This window comes from Nonomuraea sediminis (assembly GCF_018531495.1).
Classification (GTDB): domain Bacteria; phylum Actinomycetota; class Actinomycetes; order Streptosporangiales; family Streptosporangiaceae; genus Nonomuraea; species Nonomuraea sediminis.
The window spans coordinates 939,960-956,679 of sequence record NZ_JAHDTI010000001.1 but is presented as its reverse complement, the minus strand read 5'-3'; the positions used below and the strand labels follow the sequence as shown (position 1 = coordinate 956,679).

Sequence of the window (16,720 nt, the reverse complement as noted above, 5' to 3'; positions counted from 1 at the left end):
ACTTATGGGTCGCCTTCTGGGCATGCTGGGATCTATGACTCAGATTCCAGCTTTCGAGGGTCCGATCTTCCGTCCCGGCGACGCCGGCTACGACGAGGAGGTCTCCGGGTTCCAGGCCGCCTACGCGCACAGGCCCGCCCTGGTCGTGGGCGCCGCCTCCGCCGAGGACGTACGGCTGGCGGTCGAGTACGCCGCCGCCACGGGATCGCCGGTGGCGGTGCAGGCCACCGGGCACGGCCTGTCGGCCGCGGCCGACGGCGGCGTGCTGATCAGCACCCGCAGGATGACCGAGGTGAGCGTCGACCCGGAGGCCAGGACGGCCAGGGTGGCCGCAGGCGTGCGGGCGGGCGCCCTGATCGAGGCGGCCACCGCGCACGGGCTCGCGCCGTTGAACGGGTCGTCACCGTCGGTAGGCGTGGTGGGATACACGCTGGGAGGCGGGTTCGGGTTGCTGGCGCGGCGGGTTGGCTACGCGGCCGAGCACGTGCTCGCGATTGAGATCGTGACGGCCGACGGGCGGCTGCGGCGGCTCGAGCCGGGTGACGAGCTGTTCGGCGCCGTGCTGGGCACGGGCGGCAACTTCGGAGTGGTGACCGCGCTCGAGGTGGAGCTGTTCCCGATCACGCACGTGTACGGCGGGCAGCTGGTCTTCGGCGAGCCGCTCGTGCACCGGGCGGTGGAGGCGTGGCGGGCCTGGACGGCCGCCGGGGTGCCCTACGAGCTGACCTCCTCGGTGACGGTCATGCGCTTCCCCGACATCCCGCAGGTGCCCGAGCCGCTGCGGGGACGCTACGTGGCCTCCGTCCGCATCGCCTACGCGGGCCCCGCCGAGGAGGGGGAGCGCCTGGTGGCGCCGCTGCGTGCCGTCGGCGAGCGGGTCAGGGACGACCTGCGGGCCATGCCGTACGCCGAGAGCCACACCATCCACAGCGACCCCGACTTCCCGCACCCTTACGCGGCGACCAACGCGCTGCTCGGCGAGCTCACCCCCGAGGCGCTGGAGACGCTGCTGCCGCTGGCCGAGCCGTGCGTGCTGGACATCCGCCACCTGGGCGGCGAGCTGCGCGAGCGCGGCAAGGGCGAGATCGCCGTCGACCACAGGGACGCCGGGTACGCGGTGCGGGTGATCACGCTGGACGTCGCCAGGCAGGCCGAGATCCGGCAGGCGCTCGCGCCGTGGACGCTGGGCCAGGCCATGACCTTCGTCTACGGGCAGGGCGTGGCCGACCCGCGCTCCGGTTACGCGCCGGAGACCCGCGACCGGCTGCTCGAGCTGAAGGCCACCCACGACCCGGCCAACCTGTTCCGCTTCAACCGCAACCTTCAGGCGGGGAACTGATCGTGGCGCGCCCAGAGCTCGCGCCACTCCTCCTCCGACAGCGTGCGGCCTGACAGCGACACCTCGACGAGCTCCTCGAAGTACTTCTCCCTGGGCGCGCCGGGGGAGAACAGGATCAGCATCTTGGCCGGCTCGTCGTGGTCGTTGCGGAACCCGTGCACGCCGCCTTCGGGGACGTACAGGAAGTCGCCCGGGGTGGCGTCCACCCAGGAGGCGCCGTCATAGAGGCCGACGGTGCCGGAGATCACGTAGAAGGCCTCGGAGAAGGTCTTGTGGAAGTGCGGGCCCGCGCCGCCTGCCTGGGCGGGCATGTTCCACTCGAACAGGCCGTAGCGGCCCTCGGTGGCCGAGCCTGGCGCCACGAAGCGCATCACGGTGCCCGCCTTGCTGGTGAGCGAGCGGACCTTCGACACGGGGTGGAAGGCGGCGGAGACCTCACCGATGTCCTTCGCGTACGTCATGCCTGCTCCTTCACGATCACCGACTCCACACCGGCCACCCTAGCCGCGTCACCGGCACACGCCGGCCAGGAGAACCGTGGTGCCCGGATCACGCATCGCCGTGACGGCGGGCAAGGATCCCCGACTCGCCGCGAGCGCCGGTCGCGGGCCCTCAGCCGGAGTACGGCGGGCGGCCGGTGGCGGGGGCTCGCCGTACCTCAGGAGAGACGCGCGGCCTCGGCGGCGACCGCGTGGCGCAGGGAGCGGATCCCGTCGCGGCCGCGGATCGGGTGGACGGCGTTGGTGAGCAGGACGACCGTGGTGCGGGCGGTGACGACCAGGGAGGTGCCGGTGAATCCGGAGTGCCCGAACGCATCGGTCAGCGGCCCCACGATGGCCGGATCACCGAGGCGCACGCCCAGCCCGTGCCGGAAGGCCGCGCCTTCGGCGCCCTGGTCGCGCAGCATCTCGGCGACCGTCGCGGGGCGCAGGATCGGCCCGCCGCCCAGCCGCACCGTCTCGCCGAAGCGCAGCACGTCGTCCGCGGTGGAGAACAGCCCCGCGTGCCCGGCCACCCCGCCCAGGCCGTAGGCGGTCTCGTCGTGCACGTCGCCGCGCACGATGCCGCCGCGCTCGGGCTTCCACTCGGTGGCCGCCACCCGCGGCGAGGCGCCGGGCCGGTAGCCGGTGTCGTCCAGGCCGAGCGGCGCGGTGACCCGCGCGCGCACCAGCTCGTCCAAAGGCAGGCCCGCGGCGATCTCGGCGACGCGTCCCGCGGTGACCATGCCGACGTCGGTGTAGAGGTACGGCCCGCCGACCGGCCCCGTGACGGGCGTGTCGACGATGGCGGCCATCCGGGTGGCCGGGTCGGCGTCGGGCAATTCCAGGTCGATGCGGCGGGTGGGCTGCAGCCCCGCGGTGTGGGTGAGCAGGCGGCGCAGCGTGATGCGCGGGTCGCGGCCCGGCAGCCACTCGGCGACGGGCGTGTCCAGGGCCAGGACGCCGTCCTCGACGAGGGACAGGATGGCCGCCGTGGTGAAGAGCTTGCTGATGGAGGCCAGGTCGAAGACGGAGTCGCGCCCGGCGGGCGGCCGCTGCGCGGCCAGGGTGAAGTCGGTGCCGGTGTAGCGGACCAGCTCGCCGGCGGCGTGCGAGGCCACCACGGCGCCGTCCACGGCGATCAGCGCGACGGCGGCCGGGGCGACCCGCGGCACGGCGTCGGCCAGGATCTCCGCCAGCCGGTCAGCCACCCTGCACCTGCTCCAGCGTCTCGCCGAGCCGTTCGCCGTGCGACTCGAGCAGGGCGCGCGCGGCGTCGGCCGCCACCCCGTGCTCGATCATCACGACCGCCACCTTCGCCTGCCCGTCGGCCTCGTCCAGCGCCTTGCGGGCCGTGTCGGCGTCGGTGCCGGTGATGTCGGCGACCATGCGCACGGCCCGTTCGGCCAGCTTGGAGTTCATGGCCGACATCTCGATCATTTTGTTGCCATAGGTCCGGCCAAGTTTGATCATGGAGATGGTCGAGATCATGTTGAGCACCAGCTTCTGCGCGGTGCCCGCTTTCAGCCTCGTCGAGCCGGTCACCACCTCGGGTCCCACCACGACCTCGATGCCGTGCTCGGCGGCGGCCGACAGCGGCGCCTCCTCGTTGCACGACAGGCCAACGGTCAGCGCGTCACGCCGGGTCGCCTCGGCGAGCGCGCCCAGCACGAAAGGGGCCCGTCCGCTGGCGGAGATGCCCACCACGCTGTCGAGCCGGCCGACCGCCAGCTCCGCGATGGCCGCGGCGCCCGCCTCCGCGTCGTCCTCCGCGCCCTCGACCGAGCGGGTCAGCGCGTCGAGCCCGCCCGCGATGATGCCCTGCACCAGCGACGGGTCGGTGCCGAACGTGGGCGGGCACTCCGAGGCGTCGAGCACCGCGAGCCGTCCTGACGTGCCGGCGCCGACGTAGAGCAGGCGCCCGCCCGAGGCCATGCGCGCGACGATCGCGTCGACGGCCGCGGAGATGGCCGGCACGACCACCGCGACCGCGGCGGGCACCGCGGCGTCGGCCTCGTTCATCAAGCGGGCGATCTGCTCGGTCGGCAGCCGGTCGATCTGGCTGTAGCGGGGGTCGCTCTGCTCGGTGGACGGCTCGCGTAGCGGATCAATCATGACGCTAATTTCCACCCTCTGCTTCTCTTTTGTAAATATCTTTCAGACAATACCCGAGTGTCATATGTGAGAACCGGAGCCGAACGGCTGGCCGCGGATCCCGGACTGGCCGGTGGCCGCCGCCTTGGACTGATCACCAACCCCACGGGCGTGCTGCGCGACCTGACCCCCACCACGCGGGCGTTGCTGGCGGCGGGCGTGCCGCTGACCGCGCTGTTCGGGCCCGAGCACGGGATGCGCGGCACCGCCCAGGCCGCGGGCAGTGAGCCGGACGGCGTCGACCCGGGGACCGGGCTGCCCGTCCACGACACCCACAAGGTCGAGGGCGAGGCCCTGGACGAGGTGGTGGCCGCCTCCGGGGTGGACACGCTGGTGTTCGACATCGCCGACGTGGGCGCCCGCTTCTACACCTACGTGTGGACCATGTACGACCTGATGGCCTCGGCCGCCAGGCTCGGCGTCCGCTTCGTCGTGCTCGACCGGCCCAACCCGCTGGGCGGCGAGGTGGCCGAAGGCCCCCTGCTCGATCCCGCCTTCGCCAGCTTCGTGGGTCGCTTCCCGCTGCCCATCAGGCACGGCAGGACCCCCGGCGAGCTGGCGCTGGCCTTCGGGCTGGGCGCCGAGGTGATCGAGATGCGCGGCTGGCTGCGGCACATGACGTATGCGGAGACCGGGCTGCCCTGGGTGATGCCGTCGGTCAACATGCCGACCGTCGACACCGCCACCGTCTACCCGGGCACCGGGCTGTTCGAGGGGACGAACTTCTCCGAGGGCCGCGGCACCACCCGCCCGTTCGAGCTGATCGGCGCCCCGTACGTGGACGAGCGCTTCGCGCCCGCGCTCAACGAGCTGGGCCTGCCCGGGGTGCGCTTCAGGGAGACGTGGTTCACGCCCACCTTCCACAAGCACGCCGGCGTGCCGGTCCGCGGGGTGCAGCTGCACGTGACGGACAGGTCCGCCTTCAGGCCGGTGCACACCGGGCTGTCCATGCTGCACGTGGCCCGCACGCTCTACCCGGGCGAGCTGGCCTGGTGGGGGCCCGAGCTGTTCATGGACCACCTGTGGGGCTCGGACACGCTCACCCGAAGCCTGGACGCCGGGCAGGACCCACGGGACCTGTGCCCGGCGCCCTCCCACCCCGATGGACCGCTCCTCTACTGACATCACGCCAGTTCGCGACGGTAGAGCCAGAAGACGCGTTCGGCTCGCGCGCCCACGGCGCGCGAGTAGAACCGCAGCGGCCCGACCCAGCCGATCTGGGCGTGGGACTGCCCGGCGGCGCGCTGCTCGGCCAGGCAGCGCTTGAGCAGCACGCCGCCCAGGCCCAGCCCGCGGGCCTCGGGCGCGGTGCCCATCGGCCCGAACCACGCCGGGCGCGCGCCCCACGCGGCGAAGGCCAGGATCTTCCCGTCCCGCTCGGCGTGGTGCAGCCCGGCCGCGTTGGCGGCCTCCCAGGCCCAGTTGTCGTTCCAGTGCTCGCGGGCGAACTCGGCCACCCGCTCGCGTTCCCCGCTGCCCACCGTCACGCCCTGCGCGGCCAGCCGTACCAGGTCGTCCTCGACGGACAGGTCCGCGCTCAGGTCGGCCGTCATGTTCCAGGCGACGTGGTAGCGCTCGTAGCCCAGGCTCTCGGCCAGGCAGGCGGCGGCGGTGTAGCGCACGTCGATCCCCGGCCAGGCGTAGCACGGCGGATTGCCGGCGAAGCGCACCTCGTTGACCGGCTGCGCGCGCAGCCACTCCTCGGCCGCGCGCACCAGCTCCCGCCCGTGCCCCTTGCCCTGCTGATCGGGATGTACGGCGAGCAGGTCGATGTGCCCGACCCCGGGGTCGCGCCCGGACACCGAGGCGAACACCAGCCCGGCGTCGGTGACCACGGAGGTCCACCGCCGCCCGTCCGGGGGCGCGCCCAGCCGGCGGGGGAGGGCGGCGGCGGAGTCGGCGTCGAACACCAGCGCCGCCCGTGCGATGTCGGCGGCCTCCATCACACCTCGCTCATCGGACGGGCGATCACGTCGCGCCGCTCGGGGTAGAAGCAGGCGTGCTCCTGCGGGTACCCGTCGGAGATCCCCAGGGCCGGCGCCTCCAACACGCACCGCTCGGTGCTGAAGGGGCAGCGGCTGGCGAACAGGCACCCGGTGGGCTCCTGGTCGGCGTCGAGCGCCTCGACCGGCGTGACCGGCTGCGAGCCGGGCCGCTCCAGCCCGTGCAGCACCGGGATGGCCGACAGCAGCGACTGCGTGTAGGGGTGCACCGGGTCGGCGATCACCGTGTCGACGGGCCCGCGTTCGACGACCTGGCCGCGGTAGATGACGTACAGCTCGCCGTCGCCGCCGATGTAGCGGGCGGTGGCCACGTCGTGGGTGATGAACAGCACGCTCACGCCGAGCCGCTCGCGCAGGTCCTTCAGCAGCCCCAGGATGCCGAGCCGGAGCGAGACGTCGATCATGGAGACCGCCTCGTCGGCGACGAGCATCTCCGGGTCGACGGTCAGCGCGCGGGCGATCACCACGCGCTGGCGCATGCCGCCCGACAGCTGGTGCGGATACCGCGACAGCACCGTGCCGGGGTCCAGCCCGACCAGCGAAAGCACCTCGGCGGCCCGCTCCTCCATCCAGCGGGCGTCCCGCCCCGTCTGCCCGGCGCGCAGCTTCAGCGGCGCGTGCAGCGTCTGATGGATGGTCCGCGTCGGGTTCAGCGCCGAGTACGGGTCCTGGTGGATCATCTGGATCTTGCGGAAGTGCGGCTGGCGCCGCTTGGGCTTCAGCGGCGACATCGCGGTGCCGTCGATGGTGATCTCGCCGCCGTCGTAGGTCTCCAGCCCGGCGATGATCCGGCCGAGCGTGGTCTTGCCGCACCCGGACTCGCCGATGAACGAGGCCGCGCCGCCCTTGGGGATGGCGAAGTCGACGCCGCGCAGCGCCCGCACCTCGCGTGCGCCGAGCACCTTGCCGCGCTGCTTGAACGTCTTGACGATGCCTTCGCCGGTAATCACGCGTGCTCCTTCACGGTCACCGCATGGCAGGCCACGATCCGCGGCCCGTGCGCGACGGCGTCGGGGTCGACGGTGTCGCACACGTCCATCCGCAGCGCGCAGCGCTCCCTGAACACGCAGCCCTGCTTGGGCACGGTGGCCAGCGTGGGCGGCCTGCCGGGCAGCGCCCTGGCCTCGTCCAGGTCGCCGACCAGGCGCGGGATGGCGCGGATCAGGCCCGCGGTGTAGGGGTGGCTGGGCTTGGCCAGCACGTCGCGGGTGGGTCCCTGCTCCACCAGCCGCCCGCCGTACATGACCGCGAGCCTGTCGGCGACCTCGGCGACGACGCCGATGTCGTGGGTGATGACCAGCGTGGTCAGGCCGCGCTCGGCGTGCACCTCACGGACGATCTTCAGGATGTTGGCCTGTGTGATCATGTCGAGTGCGGTCGTCGGCTCGTCCAGCACGACCAGGTGGGCGTTGAGAACGAGCGCGAGCATGATGCCGACGCGCTGGCGCATGCCGCCCGACAGCTCGTGCTGGTGGGAGTCCAGGACGCGGGCGCCGTCCAGGCCCATCCTGGCCAGCAGCTCCTTGGCCTCCCTGACCAGGCCGCGCAGGTCCTCCACGCCGTGCGAGCGGCCCAGGTCGAGCAGCTGCTTGCCGACGGTCTTGAGCGGGTTGAGGGAGTTCTGCGCCGCCTGGAAGACGTACCCGATCTTGGCGCCCCTGGCCTTGCGCAGCTGCTCGCCCCGGAACCCGACCACGTCGCCGAGCCCGTCGATCTCCACGCTGCCCGCCGCGATCCTGCCGGGCGGCTGCACGGCGTTCAGCAGCGACAGCGCGAGCGTGGACTTGCCGGAACCCGACTCGCCGACGATGCCGGTGATCGAGCCGGGCTCCAGCGTCAGGCTGACGTCGCGGACGGCGGGCAGGTCGTTGTAGGTGACCGTCAGGCCACTGATCCGCACTCCCGGTGCTTGTTCGGTCACTCTTATTCCTCACGCAGCCTGGGGTTGAAGATCTCGTCCATGGCGTCGACCACGAGCACGATGCCGAGCGTGAGCAGCAGGATCGCCAGCAGCGGGCCGAGCAGGAAGCCCAGCCCCTGCGGGGTGGTCAGCGCGCCGGAGCGGAAGACCGCGGTGTTGAGCATCTGGCCCCAGTTGTTGGCCTCATAGGGCAGCACGCCGAGGAAGAACAGGCCGACCTGGGAGTAGACGCCGCCGGTTACCGCGATGAGCATGTTCATCGCGATGTAGGGCGCCATGCTCGGCAGCAGCTCCTTGCCCACGATGTGGTTCGTGGACAGCCCCAGCCCGCGCGCCGCCTCGATGAAGCCGCGCTCGCGCAGCGACAGCGTCTGCGACCGTACGGCTCGTGCCACGCCGCCCCAGCTGAGCAGGCCAAGCACCAGGCCCATGGTGAGCGCGCTGCCGAACTTCCACACCGTGGACAGCACCAGCAGCAGCGGCAGGCCGGGGATGGTCAGCTTCATGTCGGTCAGCCGCATGAGCACGGTGTCCCATCGGCCGCGCTTGAAGCCGGAGAACAGCCCGATCGCGGTGCCGAGCACGACCGTGATGACCGCGGTCACCAGCGCGGCGGTCAGCACGTACCGGGAGCCGGTGATGACCAGGGCGATGACGTCACGCCCCTGGTCGTCGGTGCCGAGCCAGTGTTCCGCGCTGGGCGGCCTGGTGATCTGGTTGGGATCGCCGGGCAGGTGGTCGGGGTAGAACATCGGCCCGAACACGGCCATGAACACGAAGCCGACCAGGATGACCACGCCCACCATGCGGCTGGGCTTGCGCCTCATCACCCGCCACACGCCGGCCCAGAAGTTGCGCCGCAGCGTCGAGGCCGTCGCCGAGCTCTCCAACAGAACGCTCATGAGCTGACCTCCTCGCTGGAGCGGACCCGCGGGTCGATGACCGAGTAGAACAGGTCGGCCAGGATGTTGGCCACGATGATGGCCACCGTGATCAGCAGGAACGCGCCGCCCATCAGGGCGTAGTCGCGGTCGCTCATGCTGTCGATGAGCAGCTGGCCCAGGCCCGGGTAGTTGAAGATCCGCTCGATGAACACCGCGCCGCCAAGCAGCAGCCCGAGCGAGAGCGCCAGGATCGTGAACAGCGGCAGGATCGCGTTGCGCGCCACGTAGCGGAAGACGATCGACCGCTTCATCCCGCGCAGCTCGGCGGCCAGGATGAAGTCGTCGCCGAGCACGGTGACGACGCTGGACTTCATGGCCAGGATCCAGCCGCCGTAGGCCGACAGCGCGTAGGTGCAGACCGGCAGGATCGCGTGCTGGATCAGCGAGCCGATGTACCCGGCGTTGAAGCCCGGCTCGTACAGGATGTCGACCGGGCCGTCGGCGGGCAGGATCGGGATCAGCGTGGCGAAGATGGCGCTCAGCACCAGCGCGATGACGTACTGCGGGATGCCGTGCAGCAGCGAGCCGGAGATGGCCAGCGCGTCGCCCAGCTTGCCGGTGCGCTTGATCGCGGCGTAGACGCCCATGATGATGCCGACCAGGAAGCTCAGCAGCGTTCCCGCCAGCACCGGTAGAACGGTCCACTTGGTGGCCTCGGCCAGCACCGCGGTGACCGGCTGGCCCGGGTGGGTGACCGACACGCCGAGATCCAGCCTGAACAGGCCGCCGATGAAGTCGCGGTACTGCTCCCAGATGCTGCCGTCGGGCAGGAACCCGTACATGACGGCGGTGGCCTGCTTGGCCGCCTCCGGCGACATGCCCGTCTCGACCAGCTTCTGGTAGTGGGCGGCGATCGGGTCACCGGGGATGTTCCGCACGATGAAGAAGCTGATCGTCGCCACTACGAGGATCATGACGACCCCGCGGGCCAGGTGGCCCGCGAGGCGCCTGATGAGAACCGTCATGAACTACTGCTTCTTCTTGATCATCCCGAGCGCGATCCAGACGCCCGCAGGGGTGCGGAGGATGTCGCTGTCCTGCTCGGGCCACCCGGTCCAGCGGCTGGTGTTGGTGAACTGGGTGTTGATGTAGTCCCAGAGCTGGATGACCGGCAGGTCCTGGTTGGCGGCCTTGGCCAGCTGCAGCATGACCGGCTTGGCCTCCTCGGCGGAGACGCTGTTCAGCTTGCCGGCGAGCTCACCGGGGTTGATCTTGCCGACGCCGTCGACGTCGATCGTCTCCGGGCCGCCCATCCAGTTGCCGCCCTTGCCGGGCGCACTGTGCGCGATCTTGCCTGCCACGTTCGTCCAGCCGTTGGAGACTCCGTACAGGCGGGCGAAGATGTCGTACGGCGCGGGGCCGAGCGCGATCAGCCAGAAGCCGACGTCGTACTTGCCTGCCGAGAGCTCCTGCAGGTAGAGCGGGTAGTCGGCGACGGTCTTGACCTCGGCGTCGACGCCGCCGGCGATGAGCTGGCTCTTGATGTTGTCCTGGGCGGAGATCCAGTCGGAGAAGCCGTTGGGCGCGGTCATCGAGACCTTCCACGGCGTGCCGTCGGCAAGTGCCCACTTGCCGTCCTTCTTCTGCAGGCCGGCCGCCTTGAACTCCTCCTCGGCCTTGGCCTGGTCGTGCTGGTAGGGGTTCAGCTTGGACAGCTCGCCGTCCAGCCAGGCCTGGGCCGGCTTCTGGTGGATGCCGGAGGTCGTGGCGGCCGGGGTGCCGCCCTCGGGCGAGGCCACCTTGGTGACCTGGTCGCGGTCGATCAGGTAGGCCAGGCCGCGCCGTACGTGCACGTTGTCGTAGGGCTTCTTGGACTGGTTGAACGCCATGCCCACCGACACCGGGGAGAAGCCCTTGATGATGTTGCTGCCGGGCGCCTGCTTGATGCGGTTCATCACGTCGGCCGGGGCCGCGGTGAAGCCCACGTGGTCGAGCTTGCCGGCGATCAGGTAGTTCCAGATCTGCTCGTTGCCCGAGTAGTTGAGCATCTTGACCTGGTCGGGCGCCACGTTCGCGGCGTTGTAGAAGTTCTTGTTCTTCACCAGCAGTGCCTCGCCCGGGTTGACCCGCTCGAGGACGAACGGGCCGGCGGTGACGTCCTTGCCGGGGTTGAAGGCGATGATCTTCTCGGCCAGGCCCTGGACCTCCTCGCGCGCCTTGTCGGCGTCGGCGCCGGTGCCGCGGGCGGCCTTCAGCTTGTCCCAGAAGTCGGCGGGCAGCTGGCTGCTCCAGACGTGCTGCGGCAGGACCCAGATGTCGAGCACGCCCCTGGCGAACTTCACGCTCGGGTTCTTCATGTCCTGGGTGACCTTGACCGTGTGGTCGTCGACCACCTGCACGTCGGCGGCCACGCCGGCGGCGCCAGGCGTGATCGAGAAGGCGGTGCTGCCCTGGGTGTAGGCGATGCCGATGGACATCTTGACGTCCTCGGCGGTGACCGGCTTGCCGTCGGACCACTTGCCGCCCGGCTGCAGGTGGATGGTGACCGAGGAGTTGTCCGGAGCGATGTCCCAGCTGGCCGCCGCACCCGGGTTGAACACGTTCGGGTTGGTCAGGTCGTTCTTGTACCAGGCGAGTTTCCAGCCGTTGTAACCGAAGAACGAGTTGCCCTTGGGGTTGTACGGGTTCGCCGGTGCGCTGGCGTCGATGCCAGGGCGGTTCACGTCGATCGCGGTGAAGAGCCCGCCACCGCCGCCAGAGGGGGACTTGCCGGTGGATCCACCGCTGCACGCCGCCGTTGCGGTGGCCATGCCCAGCAACGCCACTACCGCTGCTAGTCGCTTCATCTTGTACGGCTCCGGGGGTTAGTTCCTGGGGATGACCCGGACCCTATGGTCACGCAACGGTTGCGTCAATAATCTCCAGATGTTGTGAGGTGAATGTAACTTTCCTTCATGGACGTCCGGGCATGTCACGACAGCAGCAGTACGGCGGCGCCACGGACGCGGTCGCCGGCCAGGTCGGCCAGCGCGCGGTCCGCGGCCTCGAACGGATAGGGCGTCGTGGTCACCTCGGGCGGATGGGCGATCGCCTGGCGCAGGTAGGCGCGCCCGTCGGCCCGCGTGTTGGCGGTCACGCTGCGCAGCGTCCGCTCCTGGAACAGGTGCCGCTCGTAGTTCAGCACCGGGATGTCGGTCAGGTGGATCCCGGCCACCGCCAGCGTCCCCCCGCGGTCCAGCGCCTCCAGCGCCGGAGGTACCAGGGTGCCGACGGGGGCGAAGAGGATCGCGGCGTCCAGCGGCTCGGGCGGCTCGTCCGCGGTGGCCGAGGCGGCGCCCAGCTCCAGGGCCAGCGTGCGCGCCGCGGCCGCCCGGGTCACCACGTGCACGGTGGCGCCCTGGGCGATGGCCGCCTGCGCGGTCAGGTGTGCCGAGGCGCCGAAGCCGTAGATGCCCAGCCTGCCGCCCTCCGGCAGGTCGCAGCGCAGCAGCGCACGGTAGCCGATGATGCCCGCGCACAGCAGCGGCGCCAGCCGTTCGGCCGGCACGTCCTCCGGCAGCGGGTAGACGTAGTCGGGCCTGGCGGTCAGGTACTCGGCGTACCCGCCGTCGGCGTCCCAGCCGGTGTAGGTGGAGTACGGGCAGAGGTTCTCGTCGCCGCGCAGGCAGTAGCGGCACCTGCCGCAGGTGGACCTGAGCCAGGCCACGCCCACGCGTTCGCCCCGCCGCGGGCCGGAGACCACCCGCCCGACCACCTCGTGGCCGGGAGTCGTCAGCGGCTTCCTCGCGGGCAGGTCGCCCTCGGCCAGGTGCAGGTCGGTGCGGCAGACCGCGCACGCCTCCACCCGGATGAGCACCTCGCCGGGGTCCGGCTCCGGCACCGGGCGCTCGAGCGGTTCCAGCAGCCTGTCGTCGCCGGAGACGGCCCAGGCGCGCATCAGATCGGATCCCACGGTGTGCTCTCGAACGCCTCGATCACTCGTCCCATGGCTCCTTCGTCCACCTTCAGCGCGAGATCGTCAACCCGGCCCACCGCGACCACGCCCCAGGAATTGGTCAAGAAGACCGCGGGGAAGCCTGGCAGGTCGGCGGCGGTCAGCGGCCGGCGGACGAACTCCAGCGGGCTACGCTCCAGGATCTGCATGGTGATCCCGCGCAGCATCGGCGCGTCGGGCCAGACGATCCGCTCGCCGTCGAAGCAGCCCAGGTTGGAGATCGTGCCCTCCGAGATGCGCCCGTCCTGGGCGGTGAGGAGCACCTCGTCGGCGGCGGGGAACCGGCGGGCGATGTAGCTCTGCGCGAAGCCGCTGGCGTGCTTGATGTGCGGGACGAAACGCTGGTAGCCGTAGGTCGAGGTGGTCAGCGGCCCGTCCGGCCAGCCGCGCGGTGGCTGCGCGGTGGCCACGATGTGCAGGCCGCCCCGGTCCACCACGTAGACGCGGACGCTGGCGTCGGGCACCAGCACCTGCCTGATGGACTCCAGCACCAGCCCGGTGTCCAGGGGCTCGCCGAACAGTTCCAGGTTGGCGGCCTCCAGGCGGGCCAGGTGCAGGTCCAGGGCTCGTACGCGGCCCTGCCGTACCTGCATGGCGGTGAAGTGGCCCCAGCGGGCCGAGACGGCCAGGCCCAGGTCGGCGGCGCCGGCGGGCCGTCCGTCAATGGCGACACGATCGATCATGTCTCCAGTTTGACGCCAGCCGGGCGAGCCGGGTGTCCTGGTAGGCATGATTCGTCCCGCAACGCCCGATGACGTGCCCGCGATCCGCGGCCTGATCACCGACCTGGCCGCCTACGAGCGCGAGGCGCACCAGGTGCGGGTCACCGAGGATCAGCTGGCAGGGGCGCTGTTCGGGCCGCAGGCGGTGGCCGGCTGCCACCTGGCCGAGGTCGAGGACGGGCGCGTGGCGGGGTTCGCCTTCTGGTACGTCACGTTCTCCACCTGGACCGGGCTGCGCACGCTGTTCCTGGAGGACCTGTTCGTGCGGCCCGAGCACCGCGGCTCAGGCTTCGGCAGGGACCTGCTGAAGGCGCTTGCCGCGCTCGCGGTCGAGCGCGGCTACGGCCGCTTCGAGTGGCAGGTGCTGGACTGGAACTCGCCCTCGCGCGACTTCTACCGCGCCATCGGCGCCCGCGAGCTGCCCGAGTGGGTCCCGTGCCGCCTGGACGGTGAGGCGCTGGAGCGTTTCGCCAAGAGCTAGACGTCCAGCCTGGGCTCGCACTCCACCGCCGACTTGATCAGCAGGACCCAGGAGGCGCCCCCGAGCAGGCCCAGGATGCACATCCCGAGCACCTGCGAGACGGCCTTGGTCAGCACCTTCAGCAGCACCGCCGTCGCGATGCTGGCCAGGATTCCTGCCAGCGCGCGGTCGGCGTCGCTGAGGCTGCGCCACCAGGTCAGGAAGCGCTTGATGTCCTCGGCGCCCGCCCGGTTGAGGTCGTCGATGATCGAGTCGACGGTGGTGCCGACGCGCTCGGCGTAGCACTCGCCGAATTCCTGGACGGCCATGTCCTCACCCCACTCCGGACGGGATCGCGTCGTTCGCGATCTGCAGCAGCTCCGACAGCGACTTGCCGGAGACCTGATCGAACGCCTCGAACAGGCCCGCCAGGGCCGGCGCGACGTTCAACTCAGGCTCGGCGAGCACGTGGCACAGCGCGAACTCCACCGTGCCCTCGTCGAACCCCTCCCGCAGCGCGGGATTCAGTGCGAAGAACCAGGTGAAGCAGGCGTCGAGCGACTGCCTCACCGTCTCCTCGTCGGGCAGTGACCCCGGGTCCACGCTGATCCCGGCGTCCGCCAGCCTCGAGGCGTACTCGTCTGCGAATGCCATGCCCCGATGGTCGGCGGAGGCCGGGGCCACCGTCATGAGTAGGGGCTACTCAGCCCCTGCCCAGCCTGCCCGCCGCCAGCGCGGCGTAGAGGGCGGCGCCGTCGGGCAGTACGGCGTCGTCGAACCTGGCTTCCGGGGAGTGGTTGTAGGGGGCCGTCGCCGGATCCCTGTCAGGCGGGCACGCGCCCAGGAACACGAAGGCCCCCGGCACGTTCTCCAGCACGTAGGAGAAGTCCTCCGAGCCCATCACCGGGTTCGGCGTGACGAGGAACCGGCCGGGACCGAACAGCTCGTCGGCCGTGCCGGCCACGAAGTCGGCCTCACCCGGATTGTTGACCGTGACCGGGTAGCCCATGCCGAACGAGGCATCCACGCTCAGCCCGTGCGCGGCCGCGATGCCCTCCACGACCTCCACCAGCCGCCGCTTGACCAGCGCCCGGTTCTCCTTGGAGAAGGTGCGCACGGTCGCCTCGAAGCGGGCCTCGTCGGGGATGACGTTGTCGGCGGTGCCGCCGTGGAAGCTGCCGACCGTCACCACGACGGGGTCGAACACGTCGAACGTCCTGGTCACCATCGTCTGCAGCGCGCCCACCATCTCGCAGCCCGCCTGGATCGGGTCAAGCGCCCGGTGCGGGCTCGAGCCGTGGCCGCCGCGGCCCTTCACCGTCACCTCGAACACGTCGGCCGCCGCCATGACCGGCCCAGGCCGGCTGGCGAACAGGCTCGGCGGCAGCATCGAGGACACCACGTGCATGCCGTACGCCGCGACGACCCGCTCGCCTGCCGCGTCGAGCACACCCTCCTCGATCATGACCTTGGCGCCCTCATGGCCCTCCTCGCCCGGCTGGAACATGAACACCACGTCCCCGGCCAGCTCCTCGCGCCGGGCGCTGAGCAGCTTGGCCGCGCCGACCAGCATCGTGGTGTGCAGGTCGTGCCCGCAGGCGTGCATCTGCCCCTCGTGCCGGGAGATGAAGGGCAGATCGTTACGTTCGGTGACCGGCAGTGCGTCCATGTCGCCACGCAGGAGTACGGCGGGGCCGTTCCCGCCGCCACGGAGCACCGCCGTGACCGAGCTCAGCGCCGTGCCCGTGGTGATCTCCAGCGGGAGCCCGTCCAGCGCCGCGAGCACCTTCTCCTGGGTCATCGGGAGCTGGAGCCCGAGTTCCGGCGTGGTGTGCAGCGAGTGGCGCAGCTGGACGAGCTCGTCGCGCAGGTCCTGCGCGGATTCAGTGAACGACATGGAGAACATTCTTCATATGCCGGTACCAATGTCGATATGTGTGGCTCGCTACCATGGGCGGGTGACCGAGCGTAAGCGGATCGACTCATGGCTGTCCGACATGGACGGCGTCCTGGTGCACGAGGGGCGGCCGGTTCCCGGCGCCGAGGAGTTCATCAAGCGGCTGAGCGATTCGGACAAGAAGTTCCGCGTGCTGACCAACAACTCGATCTACACGCCGCGCGACCTGTCGGTGCGGCTCGGCCAGGCGGGCCTGGAGGTCCCGCCCGAGTCGATCTGGACCTCCGCCCTGGCCACCGCCCAGTTCCTGGACGACCAGCGGCCCGGCGGCTCGGCGTACGTGATCGGCGAGGCCGGGCTGACGACCGCGCTGCACGAGGTCGGCTACATCCTGACCGACCTCGACCCTGACTACGTCGTGCTCGGCGAGACCAGGACCTACAGCTTCACCCAGATCACCCGCGCCATCCGCCTCATCGAGGGCGGCGCCCGCTTCATCGCCACCAACCCCGACCCGGTGGGCCCCTCGACCGAGGGCTCCCTGCCTGCCTGCGGCGCCGTCGCCGCCATGATCACCAAGGCGTCCGGGGTGGAGCCGTACTTCGTCGGCAAGCCGAACCCGCGCATGATGCGCTCCGCGCTCAACGCCATCGAGGGCCACAGCGAGACGACCGCGATGATCGGCGACCGGATGGACACCGACATCGTCTCCGGCATGGAGGCCGGCCTCTACACGATCCTGGTGCTGTCGGGCGTCACCCAGCGTGACCAGATCGACCGCTTCCCCTACCGGCCGTCGCTGGTGGTGGAGTCGGTGGCCGACCTCATCGACCTGATCTGACACACCCTGACAGGTATGGCTGGCAG

Annotated in this window: 18 protein-coding genes; 4 read left to right on the top strand and 14 right to left on the bottom strand. The window is 70.9% G+C overall.

Annotation, left to right across the window (positions count from 1 at the left end; all coding sequences use genetic code 11):
- The first annotated feature begins 34 nt into the window (after window positions 1–34).
- The gene (locus KIK09_RS04520; protein WP_250572513.1) at window positions 35–1,339 is read left to right on the top strand and encodes an FAD-binding oxidoreductase; all 1,305 of its coding nucleotides are present in this window, start codon (window positions 35–37) and stop codon (window positions 1,337–1,339) included.
- Here KIK09_RS04520 and KIK09_RS04515 read toward each other — a convergent pair.
- The 3 genes from KIK09_RS04515 to murQ all read right to left on the bottom strand — a co-directional run bounded on the left by KIK09_RS04515 (window position 1,324) and on the right by murQ (window position 3,933).
- On the bottom strand, window positions 1,324–1,800 hold the full coding sequence (locus KIK09_RS04515; protein WP_214317332.1) for a cupin domain-containing protein: 477 nt from the start codon (window positions 1,798–1,800) through the stop codon (window positions 1,324–1,326). The genes KIK09_RS04520 and KIK09_RS04515 overlap by 16 nt on opposite strands.
- Window positions 1,801–1,997: 197 nt before the next feature.
- Window positions 1,998–3,029, bottom strand: coding sequence for a serine hydrolase domain-containing protein (locus KIK09_RS04510; RefSeq protein ID WP_308163913.1), 1,032 nt, complete (start codon window positions 3,027–3,029; stop codon window positions 1,998–2,000).
- On the bottom strand, window positions 3,022–3,933 hold the full coding sequence (murQ, locus tag KIK09_RS04505; RefSeq protein ID WP_214317331.1) for an N-acetylmuramic acid 6-phosphate etherase: 912 nt from the start codon (window positions 3,931–3,933) through the stop codon (window positions 3,022–3,024). Before murQ ends, KIK09_RS04510 begins: the two co-directional genes overlap by 8 nt.
- Before the next feature lie 57 nt (window positions 3,934–3,990).
- On the opposite strand from murQ, the gene KIK09_RS04500 reads away from it, so the two are divergent.
- Window positions 3,991–5,094: an exo-beta-N-acetylmuramidase NamZ family protein gene (locus KIK09_RS04500; RefSeq protein ID WP_214317330.1), complete on the top strand. Its 1,104-nt coding sequence runs from the start codon at window positions 3,991–3,993 to the stop codon at window positions 5,092–5,094.
- A 2-nt stretch (window positions 5,095–5,096) separates the two neighbouring features.
- On the opposite strand, the gene KIK09_RS04495 is transcribed toward KIK09_RS04500, so the two are convergent.
- The 8 genes from KIK09_RS04495 to KIK09_RS04460 all read right to left on the bottom strand — a co-directional run bounded on the left by KIK09_RS04495 (window position 5,097) and on the right by KIK09_RS04460 (window position 13,457).
- The gene (locus tag KIK09_RS04495) at window positions 5,097–5,915 is read right to left on the bottom strand and encodes a GNAT family N-acetyltransferase (RefSeq protein WP_214317329.1); all 819 of its coding nucleotides are present in this window, start codon (window positions 5,913–5,915) and stop codon (window positions 5,097–5,099) included.
- The gene (locus tag KIK09_RS04490) at window positions 5,915–6,925 is read right to left on the bottom strand and encodes an ABC transporter ATP-binding protein (protein ID WP_214317328.1); all 1,011 of its coding nucleotides are present in this window, start codon (window positions 6,923–6,925) and stop codon (window positions 5,915–5,917) included. The genes KIK09_RS04495 and KIK09_RS04490 overlap by 1 nt, the downstream gene beginning before the upstream one ends.
- Complete coding sequence (locus tag KIK09_RS04485) at window positions 6,922–7,896, bottom strand: ABC transporter ATP-binding protein (protein ID WP_308163912.1); 975 nt, start codon at window positions 7,894–7,896, stop codon at window positions 6,922–6,924. The genes KIK09_RS04490 and KIK09_RS04485 overlap by 4 nt, the downstream gene beginning before the upstream one ends.
- 2 nt (window positions 7,897–7,898) lie before the next feature.
- On the bottom strand, window positions 7,899–8,798 hold the full coding sequence (locus KIK09_RS04480) for an ABC transporter permease (protein WP_214317327.1): 900 nt from the start codon (window positions 8,796–8,798) through the stop codon (window positions 7,899–7,901).
- Entirely contained in the window at window positions 8,795–9,805 is a 1,011-nt protein-coding gene (locus KIK09_RS04475; protein ID WP_214317326.1) for an ABC transporter permease, read from the bottom strand. Before KIK09_RS04475 ends, KIK09_RS04480 begins: the two co-directional genes overlap by 4 nt.
- A gap of 3 nt (window positions 9,806–9,808) precedes the next feature.
- Window positions 9,809–11,626, bottom strand: coding sequence for an ABC transporter substrate-binding protein (locus KIK09_RS04470; protein ID WP_214317325.1), 1,818 nt, complete (start codon window positions 11,624–11,626; stop codon window positions 9,809–9,811).
- A gap of 125 nt (window positions 11,627–11,751) precedes the next feature.
- Window positions 11,752–12,732: a zinc-binding alcohol dehydrogenase family protein gene (locus KIK09_RS04465; protein ID WP_372455555.1), complete on the bottom strand. Its 981-nt coding sequence runs from the start codon at window positions 12,730–12,732 to the stop codon at window positions 11,752–11,754.
- Window positions 12,717–13,457, bottom strand: coding sequence for an aminotransferase class IV (locus KIK09_RS04460; RefSeq protein ID WP_214317324.1), 741 nt, complete (start codon window positions 13,455–13,457; stop codon window positions 12,717–12,719). Before KIK09_RS04460 ends, KIK09_RS04465 begins: the two co-directional genes overlap by 16 nt.
- A 46-nt stretch (window positions 13,458–13,503) precedes the next feature.
- On the opposite strand from KIK09_RS04460, the gene KIK09_RS04455 reads away from it, so the two are divergent.
- Entirely contained in the window at window positions 13,504–13,977 is a 474-nt protein-coding gene (locus tag KIK09_RS04455) for a GNAT family N-acetyltransferase (protein ID WP_214317323.1), read from the top strand.
- Here the strand turns inward: KIK09_RS04455 and KIK09_RS04450 are convergent.
- From KIK09_RS04450 to KIK09_RS04440, 3 genes are read right to left on the bottom strand one after another with little or no spacing between them, the layout of a single operon-like run.
- Window positions 13,974–14,285: a hypothetical protein gene (locus tag KIK09_RS04450; protein ID WP_214317322.1), complete on the bottom strand. Its 312-nt coding sequence runs from the start codon at window positions 14,283–14,285 to the stop codon at window positions 13,974–13,976. The two genes, KIK09_RS04455 and KIK09_RS04450, sit on opposite strands and share 4 nt — an antisense overlap.
- Before the next feature lie 4 nt (window positions 14,286–14,289).
- On the bottom strand, window positions 14,290–14,610 hold the full coding sequence (locus tag KIK09_RS04445; protein WP_214317321.1) for a hypothetical protein: 321 nt from the start codon (window positions 14,608–14,610) through the stop codon (window positions 14,290–14,292).
- A 49-nt stretch (window positions 14,611–14,659) separates the two neighbouring features.
- Window positions 14,660–15,853, bottom strand: coding sequence for a M20 metallopeptidase family protein (locus tag KIK09_RS04440; RefSeq protein WP_214317320.1), 1,194 nt, complete (start codon window positions 15,851–15,853; stop codon window positions 14,660–14,662).
- A 61-nt stretch (window positions 15,854–15,914) separates the two neighbouring features.
- On the opposite strand from KIK09_RS04440, the gene KIK09_RS04435 reads away from it, so the two are divergent.
- Window positions 15,915–16,694, top strand: a complete 780-nt coding sequence (locus KIK09_RS04435; protein ID WP_372455554.1) for an HAD-IIA family hydrolase — start codon at window positions 15,915–15,917, stop codon at window positions 16,692–16,694.
- Window positions 16,695–16,720: the final 26 nt, after the last annotated feature.

Bases quoted from the DNA above. Each gene is read 5' to 3' on its own strand.
- KIK09_RS04515 (WP_214317332.1), bottom strand. From the start codon at position 1,800: ATGACGTACGCGAAGGACATCGGTGAGGTCTCCGCCGCCTTCCACCCC.
- KIK09_RS04520 (WP_250572513.1), top strand. From the start codon at position 35: ATGACTCAGATTCCAGCTTTCGAGGGTCCGATCTTCCGTCCCGGCGAC.
- KIK09_RS04470 (WP_214317325.1), bottom strand. From the start codon at position 11,626: ATGAAGCGACTAGCAGCGGTAGTGGCGTTGCTGGGCATGGCCACCGCA.
- KIK09_RS04480 (WP_214317327.1), bottom strand. From the start codon at position 8,798: ATGAGCGTTCTGTTGGAGAGCTCGGCGACGGCCTCGACGCTGCGGCGC.
- murQ (WP_214317331.1), bottom strand. From the start codon at position 3,933: ATGATTGATCCGCTACGCGAGCCGTCCACCGAGCAGAGCGACCCCCGC.
- KIK09_RS04475 (WP_214317326.1), bottom strand. From the start codon at position 9,805: ATGACGGTTCTCATCAGGCGCCTCGCGGGCCACCTGGCCCGCGGGGTC.
- KIK09_RS04495 (WP_214317329.1), bottom strand. From the start codon at position 5,915: ATGGAGGCCGCCGACATCGCACGGGCGGCGCTGGTGTTCGACGCCGAC.
- KIK09_RS04455 (WP_214317323.1), top strand. From the start codon at position 13,504: ATGATTCGTCCCGCAACGCCCGATGACGTGCCCGCGATCCGCGGCCTG.
- KIK09_RS04450 (WP_214317322.1), bottom strand. From the start codon at position 14,285: ATGGCCGTCCAGGAATTCGGCGAGTGCTACGCCGAGCGCGTCGGCACC.
- KIK09_RS04445 (WP_214317321.1), bottom strand. From the start codon at position 14,610: ATGGCATTCGCAGACGAGTACGCCTCGAGGCTGGCGGACGCCGGGATC.
- KIK09_RS04440 (WP_214317320.1), bottom strand. From the start codon at position 15,853: ATGTCGTTCACTGAATCCGCGCAGGACCTGCGCGACGAGCTCGTCCAG.
- KIK09_RS04460 (WP_214317324.1), bottom strand. From the start codon at position 13,457: ATGATCGATCGTGTCGCCATTGACGGACGGCCCGCCGGCGCCGCCGAC.